Here is a 21,944-nt window from a genome sequence, read left to right as displayed (position 1 = left end):
GTTTTATCCTGCTTTGTCAGCAATCTCATCCGGACGTGAAAGCGGCCGGGTTTTTGTTTTATAAAAACCGTTCCAGCAACGTATTGAGGAATAACTTGCCGTGTTCGGTTATCTGCCAGTGGGTTGCGGTTTCAGAAATCTCACCGGCATTCAGTGCCGCTTCAATCTGCGGACGAACCACGGATTCCGGCAGTCCGGTATAATCGGTGAAATCCCGGCGTGGCATCGCTTCCAGCAGGCGGAACCGGTTCATAAAGAACTCAAACGGCCGGTCTTCCGTTGCCACCTCATTTTGCTGATCAAGATAACGCCCTTCCATATAACCGCGCGGATGTTTGGTTTTGACTGTCCGCAGAATGCGTCCGTCAGCAAACGAAATTTTGCCGTGCGCACCACAGCCGATCCCGAGGTAATCCCCGAAACGCCAGTAGTTGAGGTTATGCTGACACTGAAATCCCGGTTTTGCATACGCGGAGGTTTCATACTGCACATAACCGGCCTGTGTCAGTAACTGATGGCCCTGTGAGAAAATATCCCACAGAAGATCGTCATCCGGCAGTACCGGCGGGCGGGAGCCGAAACTGGTGTTCGGTTCAATCGTCAGCTGATACCAGGAAAGATGCGGCGGGGCGAGTTCAATCGCCTGGCGCAGGTCACTGAGCGCTTCGCCGAGATGCTGCTCCGGCAGCCCGTGCATCAGGTCGAGGTTAAAACTGCGCAGTCCGAGTGTCGCCGCGAGCCGGGCAGCCCGTTTGGCTTCTCCGGCATCGTGAATACGCCCGAGGCGGATCAGTTTGTCATCACCGAAGCTCTGCACTCCAATGGAAATGCGGTTGATACCGGCTTTCTGGTAGCCGCTGAAACGATCGGCTTCCACAGTGCCCGGATTGGCTTCCATGGTCACTTCCGCATCTGCTGCGACAGGAATACGGGCACGTACGCCGTCCATCAGTGTCTGCATCGCTTCCGCACTCAGCAGGCTGGGGGTGCCGCCGCCGATAAAGATAGTGCGGATTTCGCGACCGGCAACCAGCGGCAGATCGGCATCCAGATCCGCCAGCAGATGTGCCACATAATCATCATGCGGCACTTCACCTTTCAGCGCGTGAGAGTTGAAATCACAGTAAGGGCACTTCTGAACACACCACGGGATATGAATATACAGACTGAGCGGGGGAAGCTTACCCATTACGCAGGGCTTCCGACAGTAGTGCCAGCGCTTTGCCGCGGTGAGACATAGCCTGTTTCTCTTCCGGACGCAGCTGCGCGGCAGTTTTATTCAGTTCAGGCAGCCAGAAGACAGGATCATAACCGAAACCGCCTTCGCCCTGCGCCTGCTCTGCAATCACACCGGCCCAGCGGCCGTGGCAGATGATCGGTGTCGGGTCATTTTCGTGACGCATATACACCAGTACACAGTTGAAGTGCGCCTGACGCTGCGCCACAGGTACGCCGTCAAGGGCGGCCAGCAGTTTTACGATATTGGCGCCGTCGTTGCCGTCAGTTCCGGCATAGCGGGCGGAGTAGATCCCCGGCGCACCGCCGAGGTAATCGACGGAAATCCCGGAGTCATCCGCAATAGCCGGTAAACCGGTTACTTTTGCTGCGTGACGCGCTTTGATAATGGCATTTTCAACAAAGGTCAGGCCGGTTTCCTCAACGGAGCCGACTCCCAGTTCCGTCTGTGCCACCACATCCATACCGGCATCCGCCAGCAGTGAGGCCATTTCGCGGACTTTTCCGGCATTGCCGGTAGCTAGAACAATTTTGCGGGTCATATCAGCGCCTGATTACATAAATATCCACTGAACAATATCGTTATAGAGATAGCCCAGTGCATACAGAATAAAAATGACAATCATTGCAGAGAAATCAATACCGCCCATCGGCGGAATGATACGGCGGAACGGCGACATCAGCGGCTCGGTCAGCTGCATCAGTACATAATCCACCGGGTTGCGGCCCTGGCTGAACCAGCTCAGCAGCGCGCGGGCGAGGATCACCCAGAATACCGTCATACCTGCAAGATAAAGAAGATTAAAGAAAGCGACTAACAGCATCAGCCCGCCGAGTTGTCCCTGAAAACCGGCCAGAAACCACGGAAAGAGCAGTTTCAGCAGTACGGCAACATAGGCCACCAGCACAGAAGCCGTATCAATCGGGCCGATAGCCGGAATAATACGGCGCAGCGGACGGACAACCGGCTGTGTGGCTTTCACGACAAACTGGGCAAACGGATTATAAAAGTCCGCGCGCGCCCATTGCATCCAGACACGCAGCAGTAAAATCGTGGCATAGGCATGCAGGAGCGTGGTGACAACAAAATTCAGTGTTTGCATCGGTGAAATCCTTAACAGAAAACAAATTAACCGGTTTGTGATAACGCACTAAGGTACCGGAAGGTCATGATACCGAATGATCAGGATACAGAATAGTTACGCGCACCGAAAATTGCAGTGCCGATGCGTACCATGGTCGAACCGCAGGTAATTGCAGCATCCATATCGTCGGTCATGCCCATCGATAACGTATCCGCCTGCGGGTATTTCCCCTGCAGTTCACGGAAAGCCGTTTCCATCTGACGGAAAACCGCAGACTGGCGCTCAGGATCCGTTTCCGGTGCAGGTATTGCCATCAGTCCGCGCAGACAGACATTCGGCAGTACGGCAACCTGCTCCGCCAGCGCCGGTAATTCCGCAAGGGTGATACCGGATTTACTGTTCTCATCACTGATATTGATCTGGATAAGTACATTCAGCGGTGCTTTATCTGCCGGACGCTGGTCACTCAGGCGCTGGGCGATTTTCAGCCGGTCGATGGTATGACACCAGTCAAAATGCTCCGCAACCAGACGGCTTTTATTAGACTGCAGCGGGCCGATAAAGTGCCATTCCAGATTTTGATTCGCAGAGAAATACTGAATTTTTTCAACGCCTTCCTGGACGTAGTTTTCACCAAAGCGGGTTTGTCCGGCAGCTATCGCTTCTTCGAGCGCGCTCACAGGTTTGGTTTTACTGACGGCAAGTAAGGTCACTGTGTGTGGATCGCGGCCGCATTTTTGCGCCGCAGCGGTTATACGTTCTCTGATTTCTGTCAGATTGTCTTTTATTGGTTTCATGATGATCCGGGAGATAACCTAATGAATATGGATAATTTAATCGCCCTTAGTGTAAAGCATAATGCATCCGATCTGCACCTTTGTGTTGGTCAGGTGCCGGTGTTACGGGTGGATGGAGAGCTTTTTTCGCAGACACACTGTGCGGCGGTAACCGATGACGCACTGCGCGGCTGGGTAAAGACGATCCTCGACCAGGCAAATTACCACAGATTGATGACAAAAGGGCAGGCGGATCTTGCGTTGTTTATCCGCGATCAACCTTTGCGGGTGAATATTTTTATGGCGGGGGGATTGCTGAACGCCGCACTGCGGCTGATAAGCCCCGCAGTTCCTTCTCTGGAGGATATCTTGGCACCGCCGGTGTTTGCCGGGCTGCTGTCAAAAACGCAAAGCGGCCTGATTCTGGTCACCGGGGCGACCGGCAGCGGAAAATCAAGCACGCTGGCGGCGCTGCTCAGTTATATCAATCAGCATTTCCGGCGGCATGTGATTACCCTCGAGGACCCGGTGGAGTTCCGTCACCGCAGCAGGCAGTCGCTGATCCGCCAGCGGGAAATCGGCCGTGATTGTGAGGATTATCAGCAGGGGCTGACAGCCGCGCTGAGACAGGATCCGGATGTGATTATGCTGGGGGAATTGCGGGATGAGGCGGCTATCCGGCTTGCCCTGACGGCGGCGGAAACCGGGCATCTGGTGCTGAGTACGCTCCACACCAGAGGCGCGATTGCGGCGATTGAGCGGCTGACAGATGTGTTCAGCGGTGCGGAGAAAAACCGTGTGTGCAGCCAGATGGCAGGCAGTCTGGTGGCCGTGCTGAGCCAGCATCTGGTGGCTAAACAGGGCGGCGGACGCTGTGCACTGTTTGATGTGCTGATCAATACCCCGGCGGTGGCGAGCCTTATCCGTGATAATAAAGCGTATCAGATTGCCTCTCACCAGCAGTCAGGCGCACAGTCCGGGATGATGACGGAGGAGCAGTGCCTGCAATGGCGGCGCGGCAGAGGGGAGATAGCCGGGGAGGCGGGCGCGGTACCGGCATGGTAAACAGTACAGCGCGCCGGGTGCGGGATAGTCAGCCGTAAAGCTGTTCGAACCAGCTTTCAAGGATAATCACGGCAGAGGCGGAATCCACTTTGTCTTTGCCGAGAGCGCGGTAGCCGCCGTCTGCAAACAGATTGGCGCGGGCTTCCACTGTGCTGAGGCGCTCGTCATGGAGTTCAGCGCGGATCCCGAAACGCCCGTGCAGGCGGTTAGCGAATTTTTTCGCCTGATTTGTGACCAGCTGCGGCGTGCCGTCCATATTGAGCGGCAGGCCGACAACCACATAATCCGGCTGCCATTCACGGAACACAGCGGCGATCAGCTCCCAGTCAGGAATTCCCTCACGGGCTTTCAGTGCCGCCAGCGGGCGGGCGGTGCCGGTGATGGTCTGACCGACAGCCACACCAATGCTTTTGGTGCCGAAATCAAAGGCAATCACAGTATTGCTGCTCATTATGCGTGTCCGGCCTGTTGTGCGATGGTGTAAATATTCACGCCGATACCGGCGGCAGCTTCGCGCCAGCGGTCGGGCATCGGGGTACGGAACAGCAGGCGCTCGCTGGCATCCGCCACCAGCCAGCTGTTTTCCATGATTTCCCGCTCCAGCTGACCGGCCGTCCAGCTTGAGTAACCGAGCGTCATCAGGTAGTGCTCCGGTTGCTCTGCGGTTCCCAGCGTTTCCAGCACGTCTTTTGAGGTGGTCAGAAACAGGTCATCGGTCAGGCGGGTACTGGCAGCGTACTTTTTATCACCGGAGTGCAGAACAAAGCCGTTCTCTTCGGAAACGGGACCGCCGACCAGAACCGGTTTTTCCAGCGACTGATTTTCATCACGGATGTCCGGGGAGATTTTCAGCTTCTGCAGAATTTTACCGACAGACAGCTGTTCGATCGGTTTGTTGATCACCAGTCCCATCGCCCCGTTTTCATTGTGTTCACACAGATACACAACTGAACGCGCAAAATACGGATCATCCAGCGAGGGCATAGCAATGAGAATATGATGTTGTAAGTTCATAACCTTCTTTTCAGTCTGCCCGCAGACCGGAAAAAACAGCCTGCGGGTGTGAATGTACAGACACAGCGCCGGCTGTTACCGGCCGAGACGTTTTTCAATGGCATCCATCAGCATGCCGGTGACAGAAACATCCGGTTGTGCGGCTTCAATTTCGCGGGCACAGGTCGGGCTGGTTACGTTGATTTCAGTCAGGCGGTCGCCGATTACATCGAGGCCGACAAAAATCAGACCTTTTTCTTTGAGGACCGGTGCCACGCTGCGGGCAATGGCCCAATCGCTCTCACTCAGCGGACGCACTTCACCGTGACCACCGGCAGCGAGGTTACCGCGCGTTTCGCCTTTGGCCGGAATGCGCGCCAGGCAGTAAGGAACCGGCTCGCCGTCCACCACCAGGATACGTTTGTCACCGTCTTTGATGGCAGGCAGGAAGTTTTGCGCCATGCAGAAAGTATGACCGTGATTTGTCAGGGTTTCGATAATCACACCGACGTTAGGGTCATCCTGTTTCAGACGGAAAATAGACGCACCACCCATGCCGTCGAGCGGTTTGAAAATCACATCACCGTGTTTTTTGTGGAACTCACGCAGACGCTGTGCACTGCGGGTGACCAGGGTGTCCGGGGTCAGATCGGCAAACCAGGCGGTGAACAGTTTTTCGTTACAGTCGCGCAGGCTCTGCGGTTTGTTGACGATCAGGGAACCGGCACTTTCCGCACGCTCCAGGATATAGGTGGCGTAAATGAATTCAGTATCAAATGGCGGATCTTTGCGCATCAGAATGACATTCAGTGTACTCAGCGCGATATCCTGCTCACTGCCGAACTGATACCAGCCTGCCGGGTCTTCTTTCACCGTCAGAGTGCGGGTACGGGCACGGGCAACGCCCTGATGCAGATAAAGGTCATTCATCTCCATATAATGGATTTCATAACCACGGCGCTGTGCTTCGAGCAGCATCGCGAAACTGGTGTCTTTTTTGATTTTGATGGAATCGATAGGATCCATCACAATACCGAGCTTGATCATTTTTTCTCCTTAACCCAGATCGCCGAAACGCACCTGCAATGCGGTGATTGCAGTGAGCGCGGTGGTTTCTGTGCGTAATACACGCGGCCCTAATAATATGTCGGTAAACTGATGACCGGCGGTCATCGCGATTTCCTCTGCCGACAGCCCGCCTTCCGGGCCAATCAGCAATCGCACTTTAGCGGTTTCTGCGGGCAGTGTATTGATACTTTGTGATGCACGCGGATGTAAATTTATCTTCAGGGCATCATCATTTTCCGCACACCATGCTTCCAGACTCTGCACCGGGCGGATCTCCGGAATCACGTTGCGGCCGCACTGCTCGCAGGCGGCGATGGCAATTTTCTGCCACTGCTGCTGTTTTTTGTCCAGCCGTTCACCGTCCAGTTTAACACCACAGCGTTCAGAGATCAGGGGGGTAATAATCTGAACACCCAGTTCAACGGATTTCTGAATGGTGAATTCCATTTTTTCGCCGCGTGACATCACTTGTCCGAGATGGATGGACAGCGGGGATTCGCGGTTGTCGTCCTGCTCATCTGTTACACGGACGGACACACTTTTTTTGCTGATATCCGTAATTTCGGCATTAAAAATCCGGTTGGTGCCGTTAAACAGGATCAGGGAATAGCCGGTTTTCATCCGGAGCACACGGGCAACATGGTTGGCGCCGTCATCTGTCAGTTCAGTCACCAGGCCGGGGGTTAAAGTGCCGGGGTGATAAATGCGCGGGATCCGCATGAAAATATCCTTTACGTTCTGCCGGCACACTGCCGGTTGATACACATTGCCCCATGATAATAGAGGGGGGATCCTCACTGCAAGCATCAGCCGGGATCATTACATGCCGGGGTAACTGTCAATATTGCGTGATGGATCGAAAAAAAATGTAATTCGGCTGTAATCAGGGAAAAAAACGTGTCTTTCCCGGGACGGTCAGGCAGGCTGCGGATATCGCAACAGAGAAAGGCGCGGGGGAAACATGGACTGGCTGATTATGATTATCTGGGGAGTATTTTTGCCGCCGCCGCTGAAAGCCGGGACGGAATATATTCTGCGCCATTACTATCAGTATCCGCAGCGGTTACCGGGCGGGTGGCTGTATCTGCACTGCCTGTTATCCGGCGTGCTGATAGTGTTCTGGTCAGACGGGCAGGGTGTGTATGTCCTGTTTCTGACACTGCTGTTTTTGTGCTTGGTGATGCTGTTTCATATTGATAACTCGGTATTTTATCTGCCGGATAAACTGGTGTTTCCGGTGCTGTGGGCCGGATTGCTGTTTCAGAATGAGGTCCGGCTGGTGACGATCTCTTCCGCGTTGTACGGGGTGATCGGCGGTTTTTTTCTGCTCTGGAGTGTGGCGGAAGGCTATGCCTGGTGCCGGAAAAAAAGCGGCCTGGGCGGCGGGGATATCAAACTGTTTTCTGCCTCCGGTGCCTGGGTGGGGGCGGAACAGCTCGCGCTGTTGCTGATGCTGGCCTGTGTGTCCGCGCTGGTGGTGTCCGGGCTGCAATATTTACGTCACCGCTGTCATCATCACCCGCGATGCGGCCCGCGCATTATTGCCTTCGGGCCGCATTTAATTGCGGGGATGATTATGGTGATGGGAATGATATCAGGCAGTCGTTTTCAGTAACGGGATCAGCCTTTCCCAGTGTGATTCCGCACCGAGTACAGCCTGGTTCGGGATGTGCTGAAATGCGCCGTCCTCTTCCAGCAGCAGGGTCGGGAAGCCGCCGGTCGGGTTATGCACAAATAACTGACGGCTCTCATGAATATGCTGCTCAGTATTATCAGACTGAATATCACTGATACCCAGTTTATCCGCCAGTCTGCGCAAAGTATCGCGGTTAAGCGGCAGCCCGTCCTGATAATAGGCTTTCTGGCAGGCTTCCAGCATGTCAATGCCTTTACCGGACTGCGCCTGTGCACTGAGAATAGCGGCAATCGGCGGCACGGAATCCATCACCCACTCCTGATTTTTCAGCAGGGTGTAAAAGGCATCGGTAAACGGTTGTCCGGTCAGCTGAGTGATGCGCTGATTGTGGTTGCGGATCATCTCCCGCATGCTGTCATCTGCCGGGCGGCGCTGTGAGCCGGTGATCATTCCGCCGCCGTGCAGGGCGATCGTCACGCCCTGCTTATGTGCTGCCTGAATAAACGGCGCGATACCATAACACCAGCCGCAGAGCGGATCATAAATATAGTGCAGCGTTTTTACTGACATTCTGTTTTCCTTAAATCAGATTACTGCGGCCAGCGCATTTCGCCTTTGAGCACTTTGGCACTCAGTTCGAGGCTTGACTCATCCGCCAGGGCCGGGTAAGCGGCTTTCAGTGTGCTGATCATCTGCTGTGAGTCCTTACTCTCTTTCAGAGCGGTTTCCGCACGGGTCAGATAATCTGCGGTAAAGGTAATGGCAGCCGGTGAAAAATGGCTGTTACCGACATAATGGCCGGGCACCACGGTGGCCGGATGTTTGTCCTGCATACTTTTCAGCGACTGCTGCCAGTACTGACGGGATTCCGGGGTTTGCGTATCCGCCAGCCAGACATGGATATTCTCTGAAACCAGCACACCGCCCATCACTGCGGACAGTGACGGCACCCATACATAACTGCGCTCCGGCGCCGGGCTGTTCAGTCCCTCAATCAGAATACTTTCCCCTTCCAGCATAATGCGGTTGCCCTCTAACGGCTCCGGCACAATGATACTCTGCGGGGCATTCTCTTTCAGAACAGGTCCCCAGTAAGCCAGTTTGCCGTCTTTACTCTCTTTAATCAGTGCGACGGTCTGCGGAGTGGCGACAATCTTAGCCTGCGGGAAGGCTTTTTTCAGTTCATCCAGACCGAAATAGAAATCCGGATCAGAATGGCTGATATAAATGGTGGTCAGCGTTTTGCCGGTCGCACGGATTTTATCCGCCAGTACCTGAGCATCATCTTTCTGAAACTGGGCATCAATCAGAACCACCTCATTTTTGCCGCTGATGATTTCCGAGGAAACCGGGAAGATACTTTTTTCGCCGGGGTTATACACTTCCAGCGACAGCGGTGCGGCGGCAGTAACAAAAGAAGCCCCCATCAGGGCGCTGAATACCAGTGAGGTACGGATTGCAGAAGTCATGGTGTTATCCTTTTTGCAGGTGAATCGTTAAGATGACGCTATAATAAGTTGCATAATCCGCCGGAAAAACCCCATAATCCGGTCTTCATTGTTGCATAAACCGGACAAATAAAATGGACAGGATCACCGCCGCTCAGGTTTTTATTGCCATTACCGAACAGCGCAGCATGAGCAAAGCTGCGGATATGCTGGGAATGTCCCGCGCGATGGTCACGCGCTATCTGGCCGAAATGGAAAACTGGGCCGGTGTGCGGTTGCTGAACCGGACAACCCGCAGTCTGACGCTGACCTCCGCCGGTGAAGCGGTGCTGACGCAAAGCCGGGAATTGCTGTCACTGGCAACGGCGATTGCCCGTCCGGTGGTGACGGAAGATGAGGCGGTCAGCGGCCTGGTGCGTGTCACCTGTGCCCAGTCACTGGCGATGGTGGCACTGTCAAAGGCACTTGTGCAGTTCCGGGCCCGCTATCCGGCTGTTGCTGTCGATGTGCAGGTCACAAACAAGGCGATCAGCCTGGTGGAGGAGCGCATTGATCTGGGGATCCGCATCACCAACAATCTCGAACCAAACCTGATCGCGAAGCCGCTTTCCCGTTGTGATTCTGTGGTCTGTGCGTCACCGGCCTATCTGGAAAAGCATGGGTACCCGCCGTCACCCGAAGCACTCAGTGAACTGACCTGTCTGACCTATAATTTTTACGGCCGCAGTCTGTGGCTGTTTGAACGGGATGAACAGGTGATTTCTGTCCCGGTAAGCGGGGCGCTCAGTGCCAATGAATCCACTTTTCTGCTGGAAGCAACGCTGAACGGGGAAGGTATTGCATTGCAGCCTTACTGTTCGGTGTATGAACATCTGAAAACCGGGCGACTGGTACGTCTGTTTCCTGAATACCGGCTGCCTGCGCTCGGCATTTATGGCATTTATACCAGCCGCGAGCATATGGCGCGGCCGCTGCGCCTGCTGCTGGATTTTCTGGCGGAGTGGTTTGCGCATTCGCCGGACTGGCTGCCGTATCTGCTGGATGAAAAAACTAACCGGTAACCCGCTTTAACTGCCGCAGAACGGCCTGCATATGCTGGCGGAGATGGGTGATAAAAATATCTGTCAGTACAGAATGCGGTCTGTGCAGCGGGCGGATCAGGCTCACGGTGAACGGAATATCCTCACTGAACGGGCGGACACAAATTCCGCTGCAATCCATGGCAGTCAGCGGGTTAACGACAGACACCCCCAGCCCCTCCCTGACCATGGCACATACCGAGGCCGCACTGTGTGTTTCCATGATCATCCGGCGCGGGATCTGCTTTTCACTGAACAATGTATCGATTTTCTGCCGGTAACTGTCCGCAACGGACAGACTGATAAAATTCTGCTGCGCAAAATCAGCAGGGGTCAGTACTGATTTGCTGCACAGCGGATGCGACTCCGGCAGCACACAGACTTCACTGAGCGTGAGCAGGGTTTCCTGCAGGGTGCCGGGTGGTGTCAGCTGATGTTCGGTGATCCCGAGGTCATAACGCTGGGCGGAGAGCCACTCTTCAAGAAGCGGTGATTCCTGCGGGGCGATTTCAAAATTCACATCCGGATACTGCGCATGAAATGTGCGGCAGACCGCGGGCAGTAATGACTGAGCAAAGGCGGGCAGACAGGTGATTGCCAGCTGGGCATGCTGAAACTGGCGGATGCTCTCCGCTGCCCGGCTGATGCGCTCAAGCCCGTAATATGATCGCTCCACTTCCTCAAATAACCGCAGCCCCTGTTCTGTCGGGTGCAGGCGGCCTTTGATGCGGTCGAAAACACGGAACCCGAGGATTTTTTCGAAACGGGCAAGCTCCCGGCTGACCGTCGGCTGTGAGGTATGCAGCAGTTGCGCGGCATCCGTCAGACTTTTTGTTGTCATAACCGCGTGGAAAATATCAATGTGACGCCAGGAGTAGTGTTCCATTATTCATCAAGTCCATATCAGTAATGAATAGATCTTAGCAAATCAGATATTTTAAATCGCGCAGAATTTTTGTCACGATGGAAAAAAATGAGATCACGATCAAAAAGAGCACAACATCATGACCATCGCAACCAAAACACTCCGCGCCCCGTTTACCCCGGATGCCCTGCGCAGCCTGGCTCAGCAGTACGGTACCCCGCTGTGGCTGTATGACAGTGAGGTGATTGTCAGCCGTATTGCACGGCTGAACCACTTTGATGTGATCCGTTTTGCGCAGAAAGCCAATTCCAATATTCATATTCTGCGCCTGATGCATGAGCATGGTGTAAAAGTGGATTCTGTATCTGCCGGGGAAATCGAACGGGCACTGAAAGCCGGTTACCGTCCGGATGAGATAGTTTTTACCGCCGATATGATCACAGAAGAAACGCTGGATCGTGTGCTGGAACTCGGCATTGCGGTGAATACCGGCTCGGTGGATATGCTGCGCCAGATTGGTGCCCGTCGTCCGGGACATCCGGTGTGGCTGCGCATTAATCCGGGGTTTGGTCACGGTCACAGCCAGAAAACCAATACCGGCGGCGAGAACAGCAAACACGGGATCTGGTTTGCGGATCTCGGTGAAGCACTGGCGGAGATCAGCCATTATCAGCTGACATTAACCGGTATCCATATGCATATCGGTTCCGGTGTGGATTATGAGCACCTGGCTACGGTCTGTGATGCCATGGCCGAACTGGTGATCACCAATAATCTGGATATCCGCGCGATTTCTGCCGGCGGCGGATTATCGACCCCTTACCGTGAAGGGGATGAAATTATTGATATCGATAATTATTTTTCACTCTGGGATGCCGCCCGGGCACGTATTGCCCGCCATCTCGGCCGTGAGATCACCCTGGAAATTGAACCGGGTCGTTATCTGGTGGCGGAATCCGGTATTCTGCTGGCACAGGTGCGGGCGGTCAAAGGTATGGGGAGCCGTCACTATGTGCTGGTGGACAGTGGTTTTAATGACCTGATGCGTCCGGCCATGTACGGCAGTTATCACCATATTTCTGTGTTACCGGCAGCGGGAGAGCTGCAAAACAGCACAGTGCGGGAAACGATTGTGGCCGGGCCGTTATGTGAATCCGGGGATGTGTTTACCCAGCTGGAAGGCGGAATGGTGGTGCCGCGTGCATTACCGGAAGCCGGTGTGAATGATTTTCTGGTCTTTCACGATACCGGGGCATACGGTGCGTCGATGTCATCGAATTACAACAGCCGTCCGTTATTACCGGAAATCTTATTTACTGACGGAAAGGCAAAACTGATCCGCCGTCGTCAGACAATTGATGAACTGATGGCGCTGGAAATCACTGAATAATATATTATCCGTTATTGTTTCTGACTGATATTGAAAATCCCCGGGAATAACATCCCGTGGATTTTATTTTTATACTCCCCGGGAGTATATTATTGTTATTTATTATCACATAAAGATAACAATATAATAATGATTATTAACGCAATAACTGCATCCGGAGGCGGTATCCCGGCAGAGTGTGACAGACGTTATAAAACAGATTACCTGTCATAGAGTCCCCGCACTGTTACCTCTATTATCCCTTTAGTTACTTTATTATTTATCGCCGGTACAGTTTTTATATAACAGTGCCGGTCAGCTTTTTCCGGGGACGTGCGTATTATGAATTTAATGCAGCCATTTGTATCAGAAAAATTAACACTTAAAAATAAATTAGTTTATCCGCCGGTCAGAATAAAACGCGCTGCTGACGGCTACGCGAATTACTTTCATCTGGCGCATTATATGTCTTTTGCTGTCGGTCAGGTTGGGCTGATTATTATGGAAGAGTGCGCTGTTACCGCTGACGGTCGTCTGGGCAGTGGCGCGCTGGGTTTATATGAGGGCGGGCATGTCACGATGCTGGCGCAGATTGTGGCGATGCTGCAAAATGAAGGCAGCAAAGTGGCGATTCAGCTTAATCATGCAGGCAGCAAGTCACGGCTGGAATCCGGCAATATTATTCAGGATATTAATGCATTAACCGCAGAAGATATTACGGCATTGTTTGACTGTTATACACACGCGGCGGCACGGGCAGATAAAGCCGGTTTTGATGCCGTGGAAATTATGGCATCCCATGAATTTTTAATTTCTCAGTTTATTGATCGGCGGACAAATCAGCGCAGCGATAAATATGCCGATCCGGTTATTTTCCTGACTGAATTACTGACCGCAGTCCGCAAATCCTGGCCGGAAGATAAAGCGGTTATTTTACGTATCGGCACCCGTTACTGCGAAGAAGACAGTATTTCATTTACACAAAAAATTCTGCGTAATATTAATCCGCTTATTGATATTGTACATATATCTAATGGCGGCAGTCAGATGCACGGAACAAATAAAGGTGTTGCTTATCAGCTGGAAGATACCAAAGGGGTAAAAAAAGGCTGTGAAAAACCGGTTATTGTTGTCGGAGGTATTCGTGATCACCAACTGGCTGATGAGATATTAGAACATCAGTATGCGGATTTAATTGCTGTCGGGCGCGGGTTATTACGCAATCCTAACTGGTATCTGGAATATTTACTGAAATATGATCGTAAATTAATTCCCCGTCCGTATATCCGGGCATTTCGCTGATAACAGTAAATACAATGACAGGAAGATAACATGGCAATATCAGTCTTAAAACGTATTTTCAGTGCCGGTGTATTACTGCTGTGTTTCAATTGTGCCGGGGCAAAAGAAATCACCGATCTCACCGGAAACCGGGTCACTATTCCGGATACGGTAGAGCGGATTGCGGTTGTGCCTATTCCGTGGATGTCGATGATTTATGTGGTGGATGGTTCAGATGCAAAAATTGCCGGGATGCATCCGTCAGCAAAAGAGGCTTACCGCAACAGTATTTTAAAAACACTGGCGCCCGGAATTGAGAAGGTGAACAGCACTTTTGTGAATAAAGATTTCACGATTAACGGTGAAGAGCTGGTCAGGTTAAACCCGGATCTGGTGATTATCTGGGATTACCAGAAAGAAGAAAAAGAGAAACTGGATAAACTCGGTATCCCGGCGGTGGCAATCAGATACGGTGATTTGGATGATGTGAAAAACGGGATCAGGTTGCTGGGCGATATTCTGGGCAAAGAAAAGCGGGCCGCAGATTTACTGGCTTTTTTTGATCATCAGATTGAGTCAGTGAACACGGTGACAAGAGACTCAACTCCGGTGACTATTCGTGAAATGCCGTACGGAAAGCCGGGCATTTTGTATGTCAGAGACAAAAACCTGACGGTGGCCGGCAAAACCTCGGTAAACAGCCTGATGATCAACCGGGCCGGGGGCATTAATCTGACAGATGATATGCCGGTGAAACCAAATTGGATCACGGTATCGGCAGAGCAGGTGGTCAACCTGGATCCTGAAATTATTATTCTGAGCCAGTTTGATTCATTCGTGCCGGAAGATGTGTACCGGAATACGGTCGGCTGGCAGGGCGCAGAAACGATTTCAGCCGTGAAGAACAGACGTGTCTATAAAGCCCCTATCGGTATTTACCGCTGGGATGCACCGGGGATCGAAACGCCGCTGATGATGAAATGGATTGAAGCGCGGGTTAAGCGTAAACCGGCAGATGATGCGGCAATACAGCAGGATATCCGTCAGTTCTTTAAGCAGTTCTTTGATACCGATCTGACAGACGCACAAATACGGGAAATCCTCAGCCTGGATGCCAATATGACCGGTAACAGCGATACAGGACGGTAATACAGAGCGCAGTAATGGCGGAGCAGGGAACTGCTCCGCCGTGTTATTTATGCGCCGGGATTTTCACCTTTGCGGTAACGGTGAGAATGGGCGTGTGATTTTAAGCCGATAATCTCCGGTGCAAACTCATCCACATTAATCGAGCGCAGACGGCTGGCTTCGGCTTTGCGCAGAATATCCGCTTCTTCCGGAGTGACTTTTCCGCCCTCCAGGGCAATATCTGCCAGTTTATCCAGCCGGGTGAAATCAATGTGTTTTTCAGCCATGCGGCTCAGGCGATCCACCAGCGGTTCGGCGGCGAGAATATCACTGAGTGCAGCATTGAGCAGCCCGTGCGGGTTGTTGGGATCAGGTGCCAGATATTGTCCGCGTCCGATTCTGTCGCGGGTTTCTGACGGTTCCTGCAGCAGACGGGCGAGTTTGCTGTCCAGTCTGTCTGACGGCGGACGGTGATGGCGGCCTGTCGGGAAGATGGTCAGGCGCAGCAGCGCAGCGACTTTGCGGTCAGGGAAGTTGGTCAGCAGTTCATCCATCGCTTTTTCAGCCTCATACAGGCAATCCTGTACAGCCCAGTGCACCAGCGGTAAGTCTGCCTGCGGACGGCCATCCTCATCAAAGCGTTTTAAGGTGGCGGATGCCAGGTAAAGCTGGCTGAGTATATCGCCGAGTCTGGCGGAGATCCGCTCACGGCGTTTTAAGCTGCCGCCGAGTGTCGCCATGGCAATATCAGACAACAGTGCCAGGTTGGCGCTCAGCCGGTTGAGGTGCTGATAATAGCGGCGGGTGGCATCCCGGAACGGTGACGGGCTGAAATGTCCGCGTGAAAGTCCGAGCCAGAAACTGCGGGTGGCAGCGGTTAACACATGGCCGACATGAGCAAACAGCGTGTTATCGAAGTCATTCAGCTGATTATCCGCCGCTGCGGCCATCTCAGTCAGTATGTACGGGTGACAGCGGATAGCGCCCTGACCAAAGATAATCATACTGCGGGTCAGAATATTGGCACCTTCGACAGTAATCGCGATAGGCGCACCCTGATAGTTGCGGGCCAGGAAGTTGGACGGTCCGAGGCAGATACCTTTACCCCCCGCAATATCCATGGCATCAATAATGGCGCGCTGTCCCCGGTGGGTACAGTGGTATTTCACAATCGCGGACAGAACCGCCGGTTTTTCTCCCAGCATAATACCGGTAGTGATCAGTGTGGCGGCGGCATCCATCAGATAGGCATTTCCGGCAATCCGCGCCAGCGGCTCCTCAATCCCTTCCATTTTGCCGATCGGCATTCGGAACTGGCGGCGGATATAAGAATAAGCACCGATTGCCATGGCCGCACTTTTCAGCCCGCCGGTGGCATTGGACGGCAGGGTGATACCACGCCCGACCGACAGACACTCCACCAGCATGCGCCAGCCCTGTCCGGCCATAGCCGGCCCGCCGATAATATAATCCAGCGGCACAAAGACATCTTTGCCGCGTGTCGGGCCGTTCTGAAACGGGACATTAAGCGGGAAATGACGGGTGCCGGTTTCAACCCCGGGGGTATTTACCGGGATGAGTGCGCAGGTGATCCCGAGCGAGGCTTTTTCACCGAGCAGTTTGTCCGGGTCATACAGTTTAAAGGCGAGACCCAGTACTGTGGCGACCGGTGCCAGGGTGATATAGCGTTTATTCCAGTTCAGGCGCATGCCGAGCACCTGTTCACCCTGCCATTCGCCGGTGCAGATAATCCCGGTATCCGGAATGGCACCGGCATCTGAACCGGCTTCCGGGCTGGTCAGGGCAAAGCAGGGGATTTCCTCCCCGGAGGCCAGTCCCGGCAGCCAGCGTTTTTTCTGCTCATCAGTGCCGTAGTGCTGTAACAGCTCTCCCGGCCCCAGTGAGTTAGGAACGCCGACGGTAATCGCCAGAATACCGGAAACTCCGGCGAGTTTTTGCAGCACCCGCGCCTGGGCATAGGCGGAGAACGCCAGGCCGCCATATTCTTTGCGGATGATCATGGCGAAGAATTTATGCTCGCGCAGGAACTGCCATAGCTCCGGCGGCAGATCTGCCAGTTCGTGGGTAATTTCAAAATCATTGGCCATCCGGCAGGCTTCTTCTGCCGGGCCGTCGAGGAAAGCCTGTTCTTCTGCTGTCAGTTGCGGGGCAGGATAGCTGTGCAGTTTCTGCCAGTCCGGCTGCCCGCGAAATAAATCACCTTCCCACCAGGTGGTACCCGCATCGATCGCCTCTTTTTCTGTCTGCGACATCGGCGGCATTACTTTGCGGAACAGCAGCATCAGACGGCTGCTGAACAGTGCCTGACGGACGGGGGTGATAACAAACGGCAGGGTAACCAGCACCAGTAAAACGGTGACAGTAAACGGCCATAAACGGAAGATATTCATGACGATACTGAACAGTACCAGTGTCATTGCACTGTACTTCAGGCTGACCCGGTGAAATGAGAGCAACCCGGTGACGGCGATAAACAGAATAATGCTGATTAGTAACATGATGAACCTCCGTAGGCGGATATTCGTGTCAGCACAATATGATGTCATCAGAGGTCTGACCTGTTATGTTCAGATTTAGCGCAACGGCGGAATAACTTCAATGATTTCACATTTTATTTACAACTCAGCTCACAAAATTAGCAAAATAAAATCCGGCTATTGACAAACCCGCAGGGGTTGGCGACGACCGACAGAGGTTGTAAAAATAAACCAGGAAAAACCACGTTTTATCCTTCTTTGTCAGCAATCTCAATGTGTCTTATTTGCAGATACCACGGATTGTGACTTCTTTCACCCCGGCAGATCCGTTACACTCAGGACAGACAAATCCGATTCATTTTCAGGAGCCTATCTCTATGTACCAGGAACTTATCCGCGGTGAACTGACCGAAGCAGCGGCAACCCTCGATAACTTTTTGAAAGATGAGAATAATATCGATGCTATCCGCCGGGCTGCTGTCATGCTGGCTGATTCTTTTAAAGCGGGCGGCAAAGTGATGTCATGCGGCAACGGCGGTTCACACTGCGATGCGATGCATTTTGCGGAAGAACTGACCGGGCGCTACCGTGAAAACCGTCCGGGCTATCCGGCGATTGCCATTTCAGATGTCAGCCACTTATCCTGCGTCAGCAATGATTTTGGCTATGAATATGTTTTCTCCCGTTTTGTGGAATCTGTCGGCCGTGAAGGGGATGTGTTACTCGGTATCTCCACATCCGGTAATTCAGGCAACATTATTAAAGCCATTGAAGCAGCCCGCGCCAAAGGCATGAAAGTGATCACGCTGACCGGCAAAGACGGCGGTAAGATGGCAGGCAGCGCGGATATTGAAATCCGTGTTCCGCACTTTGGTTATGCGGATCGCATTCAGGAAATTCATATTAAGGTTATTCATATTCTGATCATGCTGATCGAAAAAGAAATGGCCAAATAACCGGATATAAGCCGGATCCTGAAAAAGCACTCTGCCGCCGGTTGAGTGCTTTTTTATGGCGTAATGCCTGTCTTATTCACCATAAGCATAAATCACCTTACATATAACTAAATCATCTAAAAGAATGATATTTTCGCGATTGTGAAACTATCAGATTGCGGGTAACAATAGTCCTCAGTCATCACAAAAACGGGTAAGGGAGAAAGGCGATGTGTGAATTGCTGGGGATGAGTGCGAATGTCCCGACTGATATTCATTTCAGTCTCAGTGGCCTGATCCCGCGCGGCGGCGAAACCGGGCCGCATAAAGACGGGTGGGGAATTACGTTTTATGAAGGAATGGGCTGCCGGACATTCAAAGACGCCCGTGCCTGCTGCAACTCCCCCGTTGCCCGTTTTGTCCGTGACTATCCTGTCAAATCCGAAGCGGTGATCGCCCATATCCGCCAGGCAAACAGAGGGGTGGTATCACTGGAAAATACCCACCCTTTTACCCGCGAACTGTGGGGGCGGAACTGGACATATGCCCATAACGGGCAGCTCAGCGGCTATGAGCATCTGCCGACCGGTTTTTTTACCCCGGTCGGCCAGACTGACAGCGAGCATGCATTCTGCTGGCTGCTGAATCAGCTGAAAGAAAAATACCCGCAGCCGCCGCAGGATCTGCAGACAGTATTCCGTGAAATTAAACGGCTGGCGGATGTGCTGCGGCAGTTTGGTGTCTTTAATATGCTGCTGTCAGACGGCAGCTATGTGCTGGCGTACTGTTCAACGAATCTGCACTGGATCACCCGCCGCGCACCTTTTGGTAAGGCGCGGTTGGTGGACAGTGATGTGGAGATTGATTTCTCACAGCATACCCGGCCGGATGATGTGGTGTCTGTGATTGCCACGCAACCGCTGACCGGCAATGAACAGTGGCAGAAAATCGGGCCCGGCGAAGCCGTTCTCTTTTATTACGGCGAACGGGATGAGTCCGTGTTCTGAGTCAGCAAACCGGTATCCGCTGCCGGTGCCGGTAAAGCTGAATGTGCAGCGGTTACATAACGGCCGTTAACAACCGCAACGACTGCCGGTATCTGATTTTCAGCGAAATACTGATAAGCAGGCTGCAACTGCTGCCAGAACGCCAGATGTGCGGAGTTCCGGTGGCGGTTCAGGTTCTCAGGCGTCATCCGGAAAGGGTAAATCGCGATATTCAGATCTGTCTGTCCGCTCAGCAGGGCGCTTTCCACATAGCGGTAAATCTCATCAATATAAGCATCTGTCATGGCGTAGCAGCCGACGGATTTGCAGTCACCGTGAACCATCAGATAATCCCCGGTATAGCCGTGCGCACGGTCGAATTCATTGGGAAAACCAAGGTTGATAGCTCGGTAAAACCGACTGTTCGGGTTAAGCTGTGACAGACTGATGCGGTAAAATCCTTCCGGGCTTTTTAAATCACCGGTCAGTTGCTTTGGTCCGAGGCCGCCGGAAAACTGACAAACCGGGTAGCGTTTTACCAGTTTAAAACGTCCGTTATTTTCCCGCTTATAAAGCTCCAGCTCTTTTTCTTCTTTAAATATCTGTATGAATACCTGGCTGTTCCGGACATCACTCACCGGCGCTGTGAGCCATAATGACGCGGATTTTTCCGTGTTTGCTGATGATTGTCCCGCAAAAAACAGCAGGCCGATCATCATAAAAATGATATGTCGCATTCTTAATATTCAGGGTGGCAATAGGTTGGTGAAAAAAGTAACAACAGATTGCCATGATGCAGATAATTTGTGAATGGTTTCCTGTGAGAATAAAATCGGTTGTTACAAATATTGTTGTGGTTAAAAAATAAACAGCAATCGGTAAAGATGACTTAACTACTCGGTAAAGGCGAGTTATTAGGCTTTTTCTGATCACAATAATCCCATTTGCTTGAACCCGGTCACTCGTTTCGCCGGACAGAATTGTTGTGAAGTGGTAAAATAATGCGGATCTGATTTACGCAAAATCGTGACATACATCAGAGAAAACAGCCCGGGGCGACAATAACGGCCCGGAGTGTTTTTATTGTTGAGTTGTCATACGCTGCTGCGGCAGTGATGACGTGGGTTTAACAAAAACTTGTGCAAATTTTATGATTAAAATTAAAAAAGGACTCGACCTGCCGATCGCAGGAGCACCTGCTCAAGTCACAGAAGATGGCCCTTCAGTCCGCCACGCAGCATTGCTGGGTGAGGAATACATCGGGATGCGTCCGTCGATGCTGGTTCAGGAAGGTGAATCAGTGAAGAAAGGACAGGCTCTTTTTGAAGACAAAAAGAACCCCGGTGTGATTTTTACCAGCCCCGCCTGCGGAGTGGTAAAAGCCATCAATCGTGGTGAGCGTCGTGTATTACAATCTGTGGTGATTGAGATACAGGGAGACGAGCAATTAACATTTGACAGTTATGACCGCCGGGATCTGCCGTCACTGACCCGTGAACAGGCAGAGAAAAACCTGGTGGCCTCCGGATTATGGACCGCGCTGCGGACACGTCCGTTCAGTCATACCCCAAAATTAGGCTCTGTGCCGGCTGCTATTTTTGTCACTGCTATGGACACCAATCCGCTGGCGGCTGATCCGCTGGTGATTATCCGTCAGGAACAGGCGTCATTTGATGACGGCTTACAGGTACTGAGCTGCCTGACGGAAGGGAAGGTTCATGTTTGTCACGGTACAGATGACTTCGCAAAAGTTACCGATAACAATCGTGTTAGTTACACGCAGTTTACCGGGCCGCATCCGGCAGGCCTTGCCGGTACGCACATCCACTTCCTGGAACCGGTCAGCGCAACGAAAACCGTCTGGTCTCTGAATTACCAGGATGTCATCGCCATCGGTAAACTGTTCACGACCGGCTTTTTATATACCGACCGTATTGTGGCGCTCGGTGGCCCGCAGGTGGAAAATCCGCGTCTGCTGAAAACCCGCCTCGGCGCAGATCTGTATGAACTGACCGAAGGGCAGTTGAAAGCCGGTGAAAACCGCATTATTTCCGGTTCGGTCCTGTGGGGCGTGGCCAGTGATGATGCTCATCACTATCTGGGCCGTTTTACCAATCAGGTCTCTGTTCTGGAAGAAGGCCGGGAGAAAGAGCTGTTCGGCTGGATTATGCCGGGCACAGACAAATACACGGTTACCCGCACCACACTGGGTCATTTCTTTAAGAAAAAACTGTTCTCATTCACCACATCAATGAATGGTGGCGAACGTTCTATGGTGCCAATCGGCAGTTATGAACGTGTGATGCCGCTCGACATTATGGCGACACATTTCCTGCGCGATCTGCTGGCGGGTGATACTGACAGTGCCCAGGCACTGGGTGCGCTGGAGCTGGATGAGGAAGATCTGGGGCTGTGTACCTATGTCTGTCAGAGTAAATATGAGTACGGCCCGGTGCTGCGTGACGTACTGACCAGGATTGAGCAGGAAGGATAATC

22 protein-coding genes are annotated in these 21,944 nt (G+C 52.7%); 9 read left to right on the top strand and 13 right to left on the bottom strand.

Annotated features, from left to right (window positions below; all coding sequences use genetic code 11):
- Positions 1-58: 58 nt before the first annotated feature.
- From hemW to GN208_RS11175, 4 genes are all read right to left on the bottom strand, one after another.
- Positions 59-1,189, bottom strand: coding sequence for a radical SAM family heme chaperone HemW (hemW, locus tag GN208_RS11190; protein WP_036418818.1), 1,131 nt, complete (start codon positions 1,187-1,189; stop codon positions 59-61).
- The gene (gene rdgB, locus GN208_RS11185) at positions 1,182-1,778 is read right to left on the bottom strand and encodes an RdgB/HAM1 family non-canonical purine NTP pyrophosphatase (protein WP_004237822.1); all 597 of its coding nucleotides are present in this window, start codon (positions 1,776-1,778) and stop codon (positions 1,182-1,184) included. The genes hemW and rdgB overlap by 8 nt, the downstream gene beginning before the upstream one ends.
- 12 nt (positions 1,779-1,790) lie before the next feature.
- A complete protein-coding gene (locus GN208_RS11180) occupies positions 1,791-2,339 on the bottom strand; it encodes a YggT family protein (RefSeq protein WP_004237823.1) in 549 nt (182 codons plus the stop codon).
- Between the two features lie 80 nt (positions 2,340-2,419).
- Entirely contained in the window at positions 2,420-3,118 is a 699-nt protein-coding gene (locus GN208_RS11175; RefSeq protein WP_004237824.1) for a YggS family pyridoxal phosphate-dependent enzyme, read from the bottom strand.
- Positions 3,119-3,139: 21 nt separating this feature from the next.
- Here GN208_RS11175 and GN208_RS11170 point away from each other — a divergent pair, with 21 nt between their 5' ends.
- On the top strand, positions 3,140-4,162 hold the full coding sequence (locus GN208_RS11170; RefSeq protein WP_004237825.1) for a PilT/PilU family type 4a pilus ATPase: 1,023 nt from the start codon (positions 3,140-3,142) through the stop codon (positions 4,160-4,162).
- Positions 4,163-4,190: 28 nt separating this feature from the next.
- Here the strand turns inward: GN208_RS11170 and ruvX are convergent, their stop codons facing one another.
- From ruvX to rsmE, 4 genes are all read right to left on the bottom strand, one after another.
- Positions 4,191-4,613, bottom strand: a complete 423-nt coding sequence (ruvX, locus tag GN208_RS11165; protein ID WP_004237826.1) for a Holliday junction resolvase RuvX — start codon at positions 4,611-4,613, stop codon at positions 4,191-4,193.
- Positions 4,613-5,176: a YqgE/AlgH family protein gene (locus GN208_RS11160; protein ID WP_032097911.1), complete on the bottom strand. Its 564-nt coding sequence runs from the start codon at positions 5,174-5,176 to the stop codon at positions 4,613-4,615. The genes ruvX and GN208_RS11160 overlap by 1 nt, the downstream gene beginning before the upstream one ends.
- Positions 5,177-5,251: 75 nt before the next feature.
- Complete coding sequence (gene gshB, locus GN208_RS11155) at positions 5,252-6,202, bottom strand: glutathione synthase (RefSeq protein ID WP_061057288.1); 951 nt, start codon at positions 6,200-6,202, stop codon at positions 5,252-5,254.
- A 9-nt stretch (positions 6,203-6,211) separates the two neighbouring features.
- Positions 6,212-6,943, bottom strand: a complete 732-nt coding sequence (gene rsmE / locus GN208_RS11150; protein WP_004237829.1) for a 16S rRNA (uracil(1498)-N(3))-methyltransferase — start codon at positions 6,941-6,943, stop codon at positions 6,212-6,214.
- A 241-nt stretch (positions 6,944-7,184) separates the two neighbouring features.
- Here rsmE and GN208_RS11145 point away from each other — a divergent pair, with 241 nt between their 5' ends.
- Positions 7,185-7,838 (top strand): A24 family peptidase, encoded by a 654-nt coding sequence (locus tag GN208_RS11145; RefSeq protein WP_004237831.1) that lies wholly within the window; start codon positions 7,185-7,187, stop codon positions 7,836-7,838.
- On the opposite strand, the gene GN208_RS11140 is transcribed toward GN208_RS11145, so the two are convergent.
- Positions 7,818-8,429: a DsbA family protein gene (locus GN208_RS11140; RefSeq protein WP_004237832.1), complete on the bottom strand. Its 612-nt coding sequence runs from the start codon at positions 8,427-8,429 to the stop codon at positions 7,818-7,820. The genes GN208_RS11145 and GN208_RS11140 overlap by 21 nt on opposite strands.
- Before the next feature lie 20 nt (positions 8,430-8,449).
- Positions 8,450-9,328: an MBL fold metallo-hydrolase gene (locus tag GN208_RS11135; protein ID WP_004237833.1), complete on the bottom strand. Its 879-nt coding sequence runs from the start codon at positions 9,326-9,328 to the stop codon at positions 8,450-8,452.
- A gap of 113 nt (positions 9,329-9,441) precedes the next feature.
- Between GN208_RS11135 and GN208_RS11130 the strand changes: the two genes are divergently transcribed.
- A complete protein-coding gene (locus GN208_RS11130; protein ID WP_004237835.1) occupies positions 9,442-10,368 on the top strand; it encodes a LysR family transcriptional regulator in 927 nt (308 codons plus the stop codon).
- Here GN208_RS11130 and GN208_RS11125 read toward each other — a convergent pair.
- The gene (locus GN208_RS11125; protein WP_004237837.1) at positions 10,358-11,272 is read right to left on the bottom strand and encodes a LysR family transcriptional regulator; all 915 of its coding nucleotides are present in this window, start codon (positions 11,270-11,272) and stop codon (positions 10,358-10,360) included. The genes GN208_RS11130 and GN208_RS11125 overlap by 11 nt on opposite strands.
- Positions 11,273-11,390: 118 nt before the next feature.
- Here GN208_RS11125 and lysA point away from each other — a divergent pair, with 118 nt between their 5' ends.
- From lysA to GN208_RS11110, 3 genes are all read left to right on the top strand, one after another.
- Positions 11,391-12,641 carry a diaminopimelate decarboxylase gene (gene lysA, locus GN208_RS11120; RefSeq protein WP_004237839.1) on the top strand — a complete coding sequence of 417 codons (1,251 nt, stop codon included), beginning with the start codon at positions 11,391-11,393 and terminating at the stop codon, positions 12,639-12,641.
- A 321-nt stretch (positions 12,642-12,962) separates the two neighbouring features.
- Positions 12,963-13,922, top strand: a complete 960-nt coding sequence (locus GN208_RS11115; RefSeq protein ID WP_004237840.1) for a tRNA-dihydrouridine synthase — start codon at positions 12,963-12,965, stop codon at positions 13,920-13,922.
- A 30-nt stretch (positions 13,923-13,952) separates the two neighbouring features.
- A complete protein-coding gene (locus GN208_RS11110) occupies positions 13,953-15,050 on the top strand; it encodes an ABC transporter substrate-binding protein (protein ID WP_004237841.1) in 1,098 nt (365 codons plus the stop codon).
- 47 nt (positions 15,051-15,097) lie between these two features.
- Here the strand turns inward: GN208_RS11110 and fadE are convergent, their stop codons facing one another.
- Positions 15,098-17,548, bottom strand: a complete 2,451-nt coding sequence (gene fadE / locus GN208_RS11105) for an acyl-CoA dehydrogenase FadE (RefSeq protein WP_243828371.1) — start codon at positions 17,546-17,548, stop codon at positions 15,098-15,100.
- Between the two features lie 356 nt (positions 17,549-17,904).
- On the opposite strand from fadE, the gene lpcA reads away from it, so the two are divergent.
- On the top strand, positions 17,905-18,483 hold the full coding sequence (gene lpcA, locus GN208_RS11100; RefSeq protein ID WP_004238763.1) for a D-sedoheptulose 7-phosphate isomerase: 579 nt from the start codon (positions 17,905-17,907) through the stop codon (positions 18,481-18,483).
- Between the two features lie 209 nt (positions 18,484-18,692).
- The gene (locus tag GN208_RS11095) at positions 18,693-19,469 is read left to right on the top strand and encodes a class II glutamine amidotransferase (RefSeq protein ID WP_004237844.1); all 777 of its coding nucleotides are present in this window, start codon (positions 18,693-18,695) and stop codon (positions 19,467-19,469) included.
- Here the strand turns inward: GN208_RS11095 and GN208_RS11090 are convergent.
- Positions 19,439-20,185 (bottom strand): murein L,D-transpeptidase family protein, encoded by a 747-nt coding sequence (locus GN208_RS11090; protein ID WP_004238762.1) that lies wholly within the window; start codon positions 20,183-20,185, stop codon positions 19,439-19,441. The genes GN208_RS11095 and GN208_RS11090 overlap by 31 nt on opposite strands.
- 413 nt (positions 20,186-20,598) lie before the next feature.
- Here GN208_RS11090 and GN208_RS11085 point away from each other — a divergent pair, with 413 nt between their 5' ends.
- On the top strand, positions 20,599-21,942 hold the full coding sequence (locus tag GN208_RS11085) for a Na(+)-translocating NADH-quinone reductase subunit A (protein WP_004237846.1): 1,344 nt from the start codon (positions 20,599-20,601) through the stop codon (positions 21,940-21,942).
- Positions 21,943-21,944 lie beyond the last annotated feature (2 nt).

The organism is Morganella sp. HSTU-ASny43 (genome assembly GCF_022819185.1).
GTDB lineage: Bacteria > Pseudomonadota > Gammaproteobacteria > Enterobacterales > Enterobacteriaceae > Morganella > Morganella morganii.
Note: the sequence above shows the minus strand (reverse complement) of the source record. Positions and strands in the feature narration are given on the sequence as shown.

Excerpts from the sequence above, each read along its gene's own strand:
- hemW (WP_036418818.1), bottom strand. The coding sequence starts at position 1,189 with ATGGGTAAGCTTCCCCCGCTCAGTCTGTATATTCATATCCCGTGGTGT.
- rdgB (WP_004237822.1), bottom strand. The coding sequence starts at position 1,778 with ATGACCCGCAAAATTGTTCTAGCTACCGGCAATGCCGGAAAAGTCCGC.
- GN208_RS11180 (WP_004237823.1), bottom strand. The coding sequence starts at position 2,339 with ATGCAAACACTGAATTTTGTTGTCACCACGCTCCTGCATGCCTATGCC.
- GN208_RS11175 (WP_004237824.1), bottom strand. The coding sequence starts at position 3,118 with ATGAAACCAATAAAAGACAATCTGACAGAAATCAGAGAACGTATAACC.
- GN208_RS11170 (WP_004237825.1), top strand. The coding sequence starts at position 3,140 with ATGAATATGGATAATTTAATCGCCCTTAGTGTAAAGCATAATGCATCC.
- ruvX (WP_004237826.1), bottom strand. The coding sequence starts at position 4,613 with ATGAGCAGCAATACTGTGATTGCCTTTGATTTCGGCACCAAAAGCATT.
- GN208_RS11160 (WP_032097911.1), bottom strand. The coding sequence starts at position 5,176 with ATGAACTTACAACATCATATTCTCATTGCTATGCCCTCGCTGGATGAT.
- gshB (WP_061057288.1), bottom strand. The coding sequence starts at position 6,202 with ATGATCAAGCTCGGTATTGTGATGGATCCTATCGATTCCATCAAAATC.
- rsmE (WP_004237829.1), bottom strand. The coding sequence starts at position 6,943 with ATGCGGATCCCGCGCATTTATCACCCCGGCACTTTAACCCCCGGCCTG.
- GN208_RS11145 (WP_004237831.1), top strand. The coding sequence starts at position 7,185 with ATGGACTGGCTGATTATGATTATCTGGGGAGTATTTTTGCCGCCGCCG.
- GN208_RS11140 (WP_004237832.1), bottom strand. The coding sequence starts at position 8,429 with ATGTCAGTAAAAACGCTGCACTATATTTATGATCCGCTCTGCGGCTGG.
- GN208_RS11135 (WP_004237833.1), bottom strand. The coding sequence starts at position 9,328 with ATGACTTCTGCAATCCGTACCTCACTGGTATTCAGCGCCCTGATGGGG.
- GN208_RS11130 (WP_004237835.1), top strand. The coding sequence starts at position 9,442 with ATGGACAGGATCACCGCCGCTCAGGTTTTTATTGCCATTACCGAACAG.
- GN208_RS11125 (WP_004237837.1), bottom strand. The coding sequence starts at position 11,272 with ATGGAACACTACTCCTGGCGTCACATTGATATTTTCCACGCGGTTATG.
- lysA (WP_004237839.1), top strand. The coding sequence starts at position 11,391 with ATGACCATCGCAACCAAAACACTCCGCGCCCCGTTTACCCCGGATGCC.
- GN208_RS11115 (WP_004237840.1), top strand. The coding sequence starts at position 12,963 with ATGAATTTAATGCAGCCATTTGTATCAGAAAAATTAACACTTAAAAAT.
- GN208_RS11110 (WP_004237841.1), top strand. The coding sequence starts at position 13,953 with ATGGCAATATCAGTCTTAAAACGTATTTTCAGTGCCGGTGTATTACTG.
- fadE (WP_243828371.1), bottom strand. The coding sequence starts at position 17,548 with ATGTTACTAATCAGCATTATTCTGTTTATCGCCGTCACCGGGTTGCTC.
- lpcA (WP_004238763.1), top strand. The coding sequence starts at position 17,905 with ATGTACCAGGAACTTATCCGCGGTGAACTGACCGAAGCAGCGGCAACC.
- GN208_RS11095 (WP_004237844.1), top strand. The coding sequence starts at position 18,693 with ATGTGTGAATTGCTGGGGATGAGTGCGAATGTCCCGACTGATATTCAT.
- GN208_RS11090 (WP_004238762.1), bottom strand. The coding sequence starts at position 20,185 with ATGCGACATATCATTTTTATGATGATCGGCCTGCTGTTTTTTGCGGGA.
- GN208_RS11085 (WP_004237846.1), top strand. The coding sequence starts at position 20,599 with ATGATTAAAATTAAAAAAGGACTCGACCTGCCGATCGCAGGAGCACCT.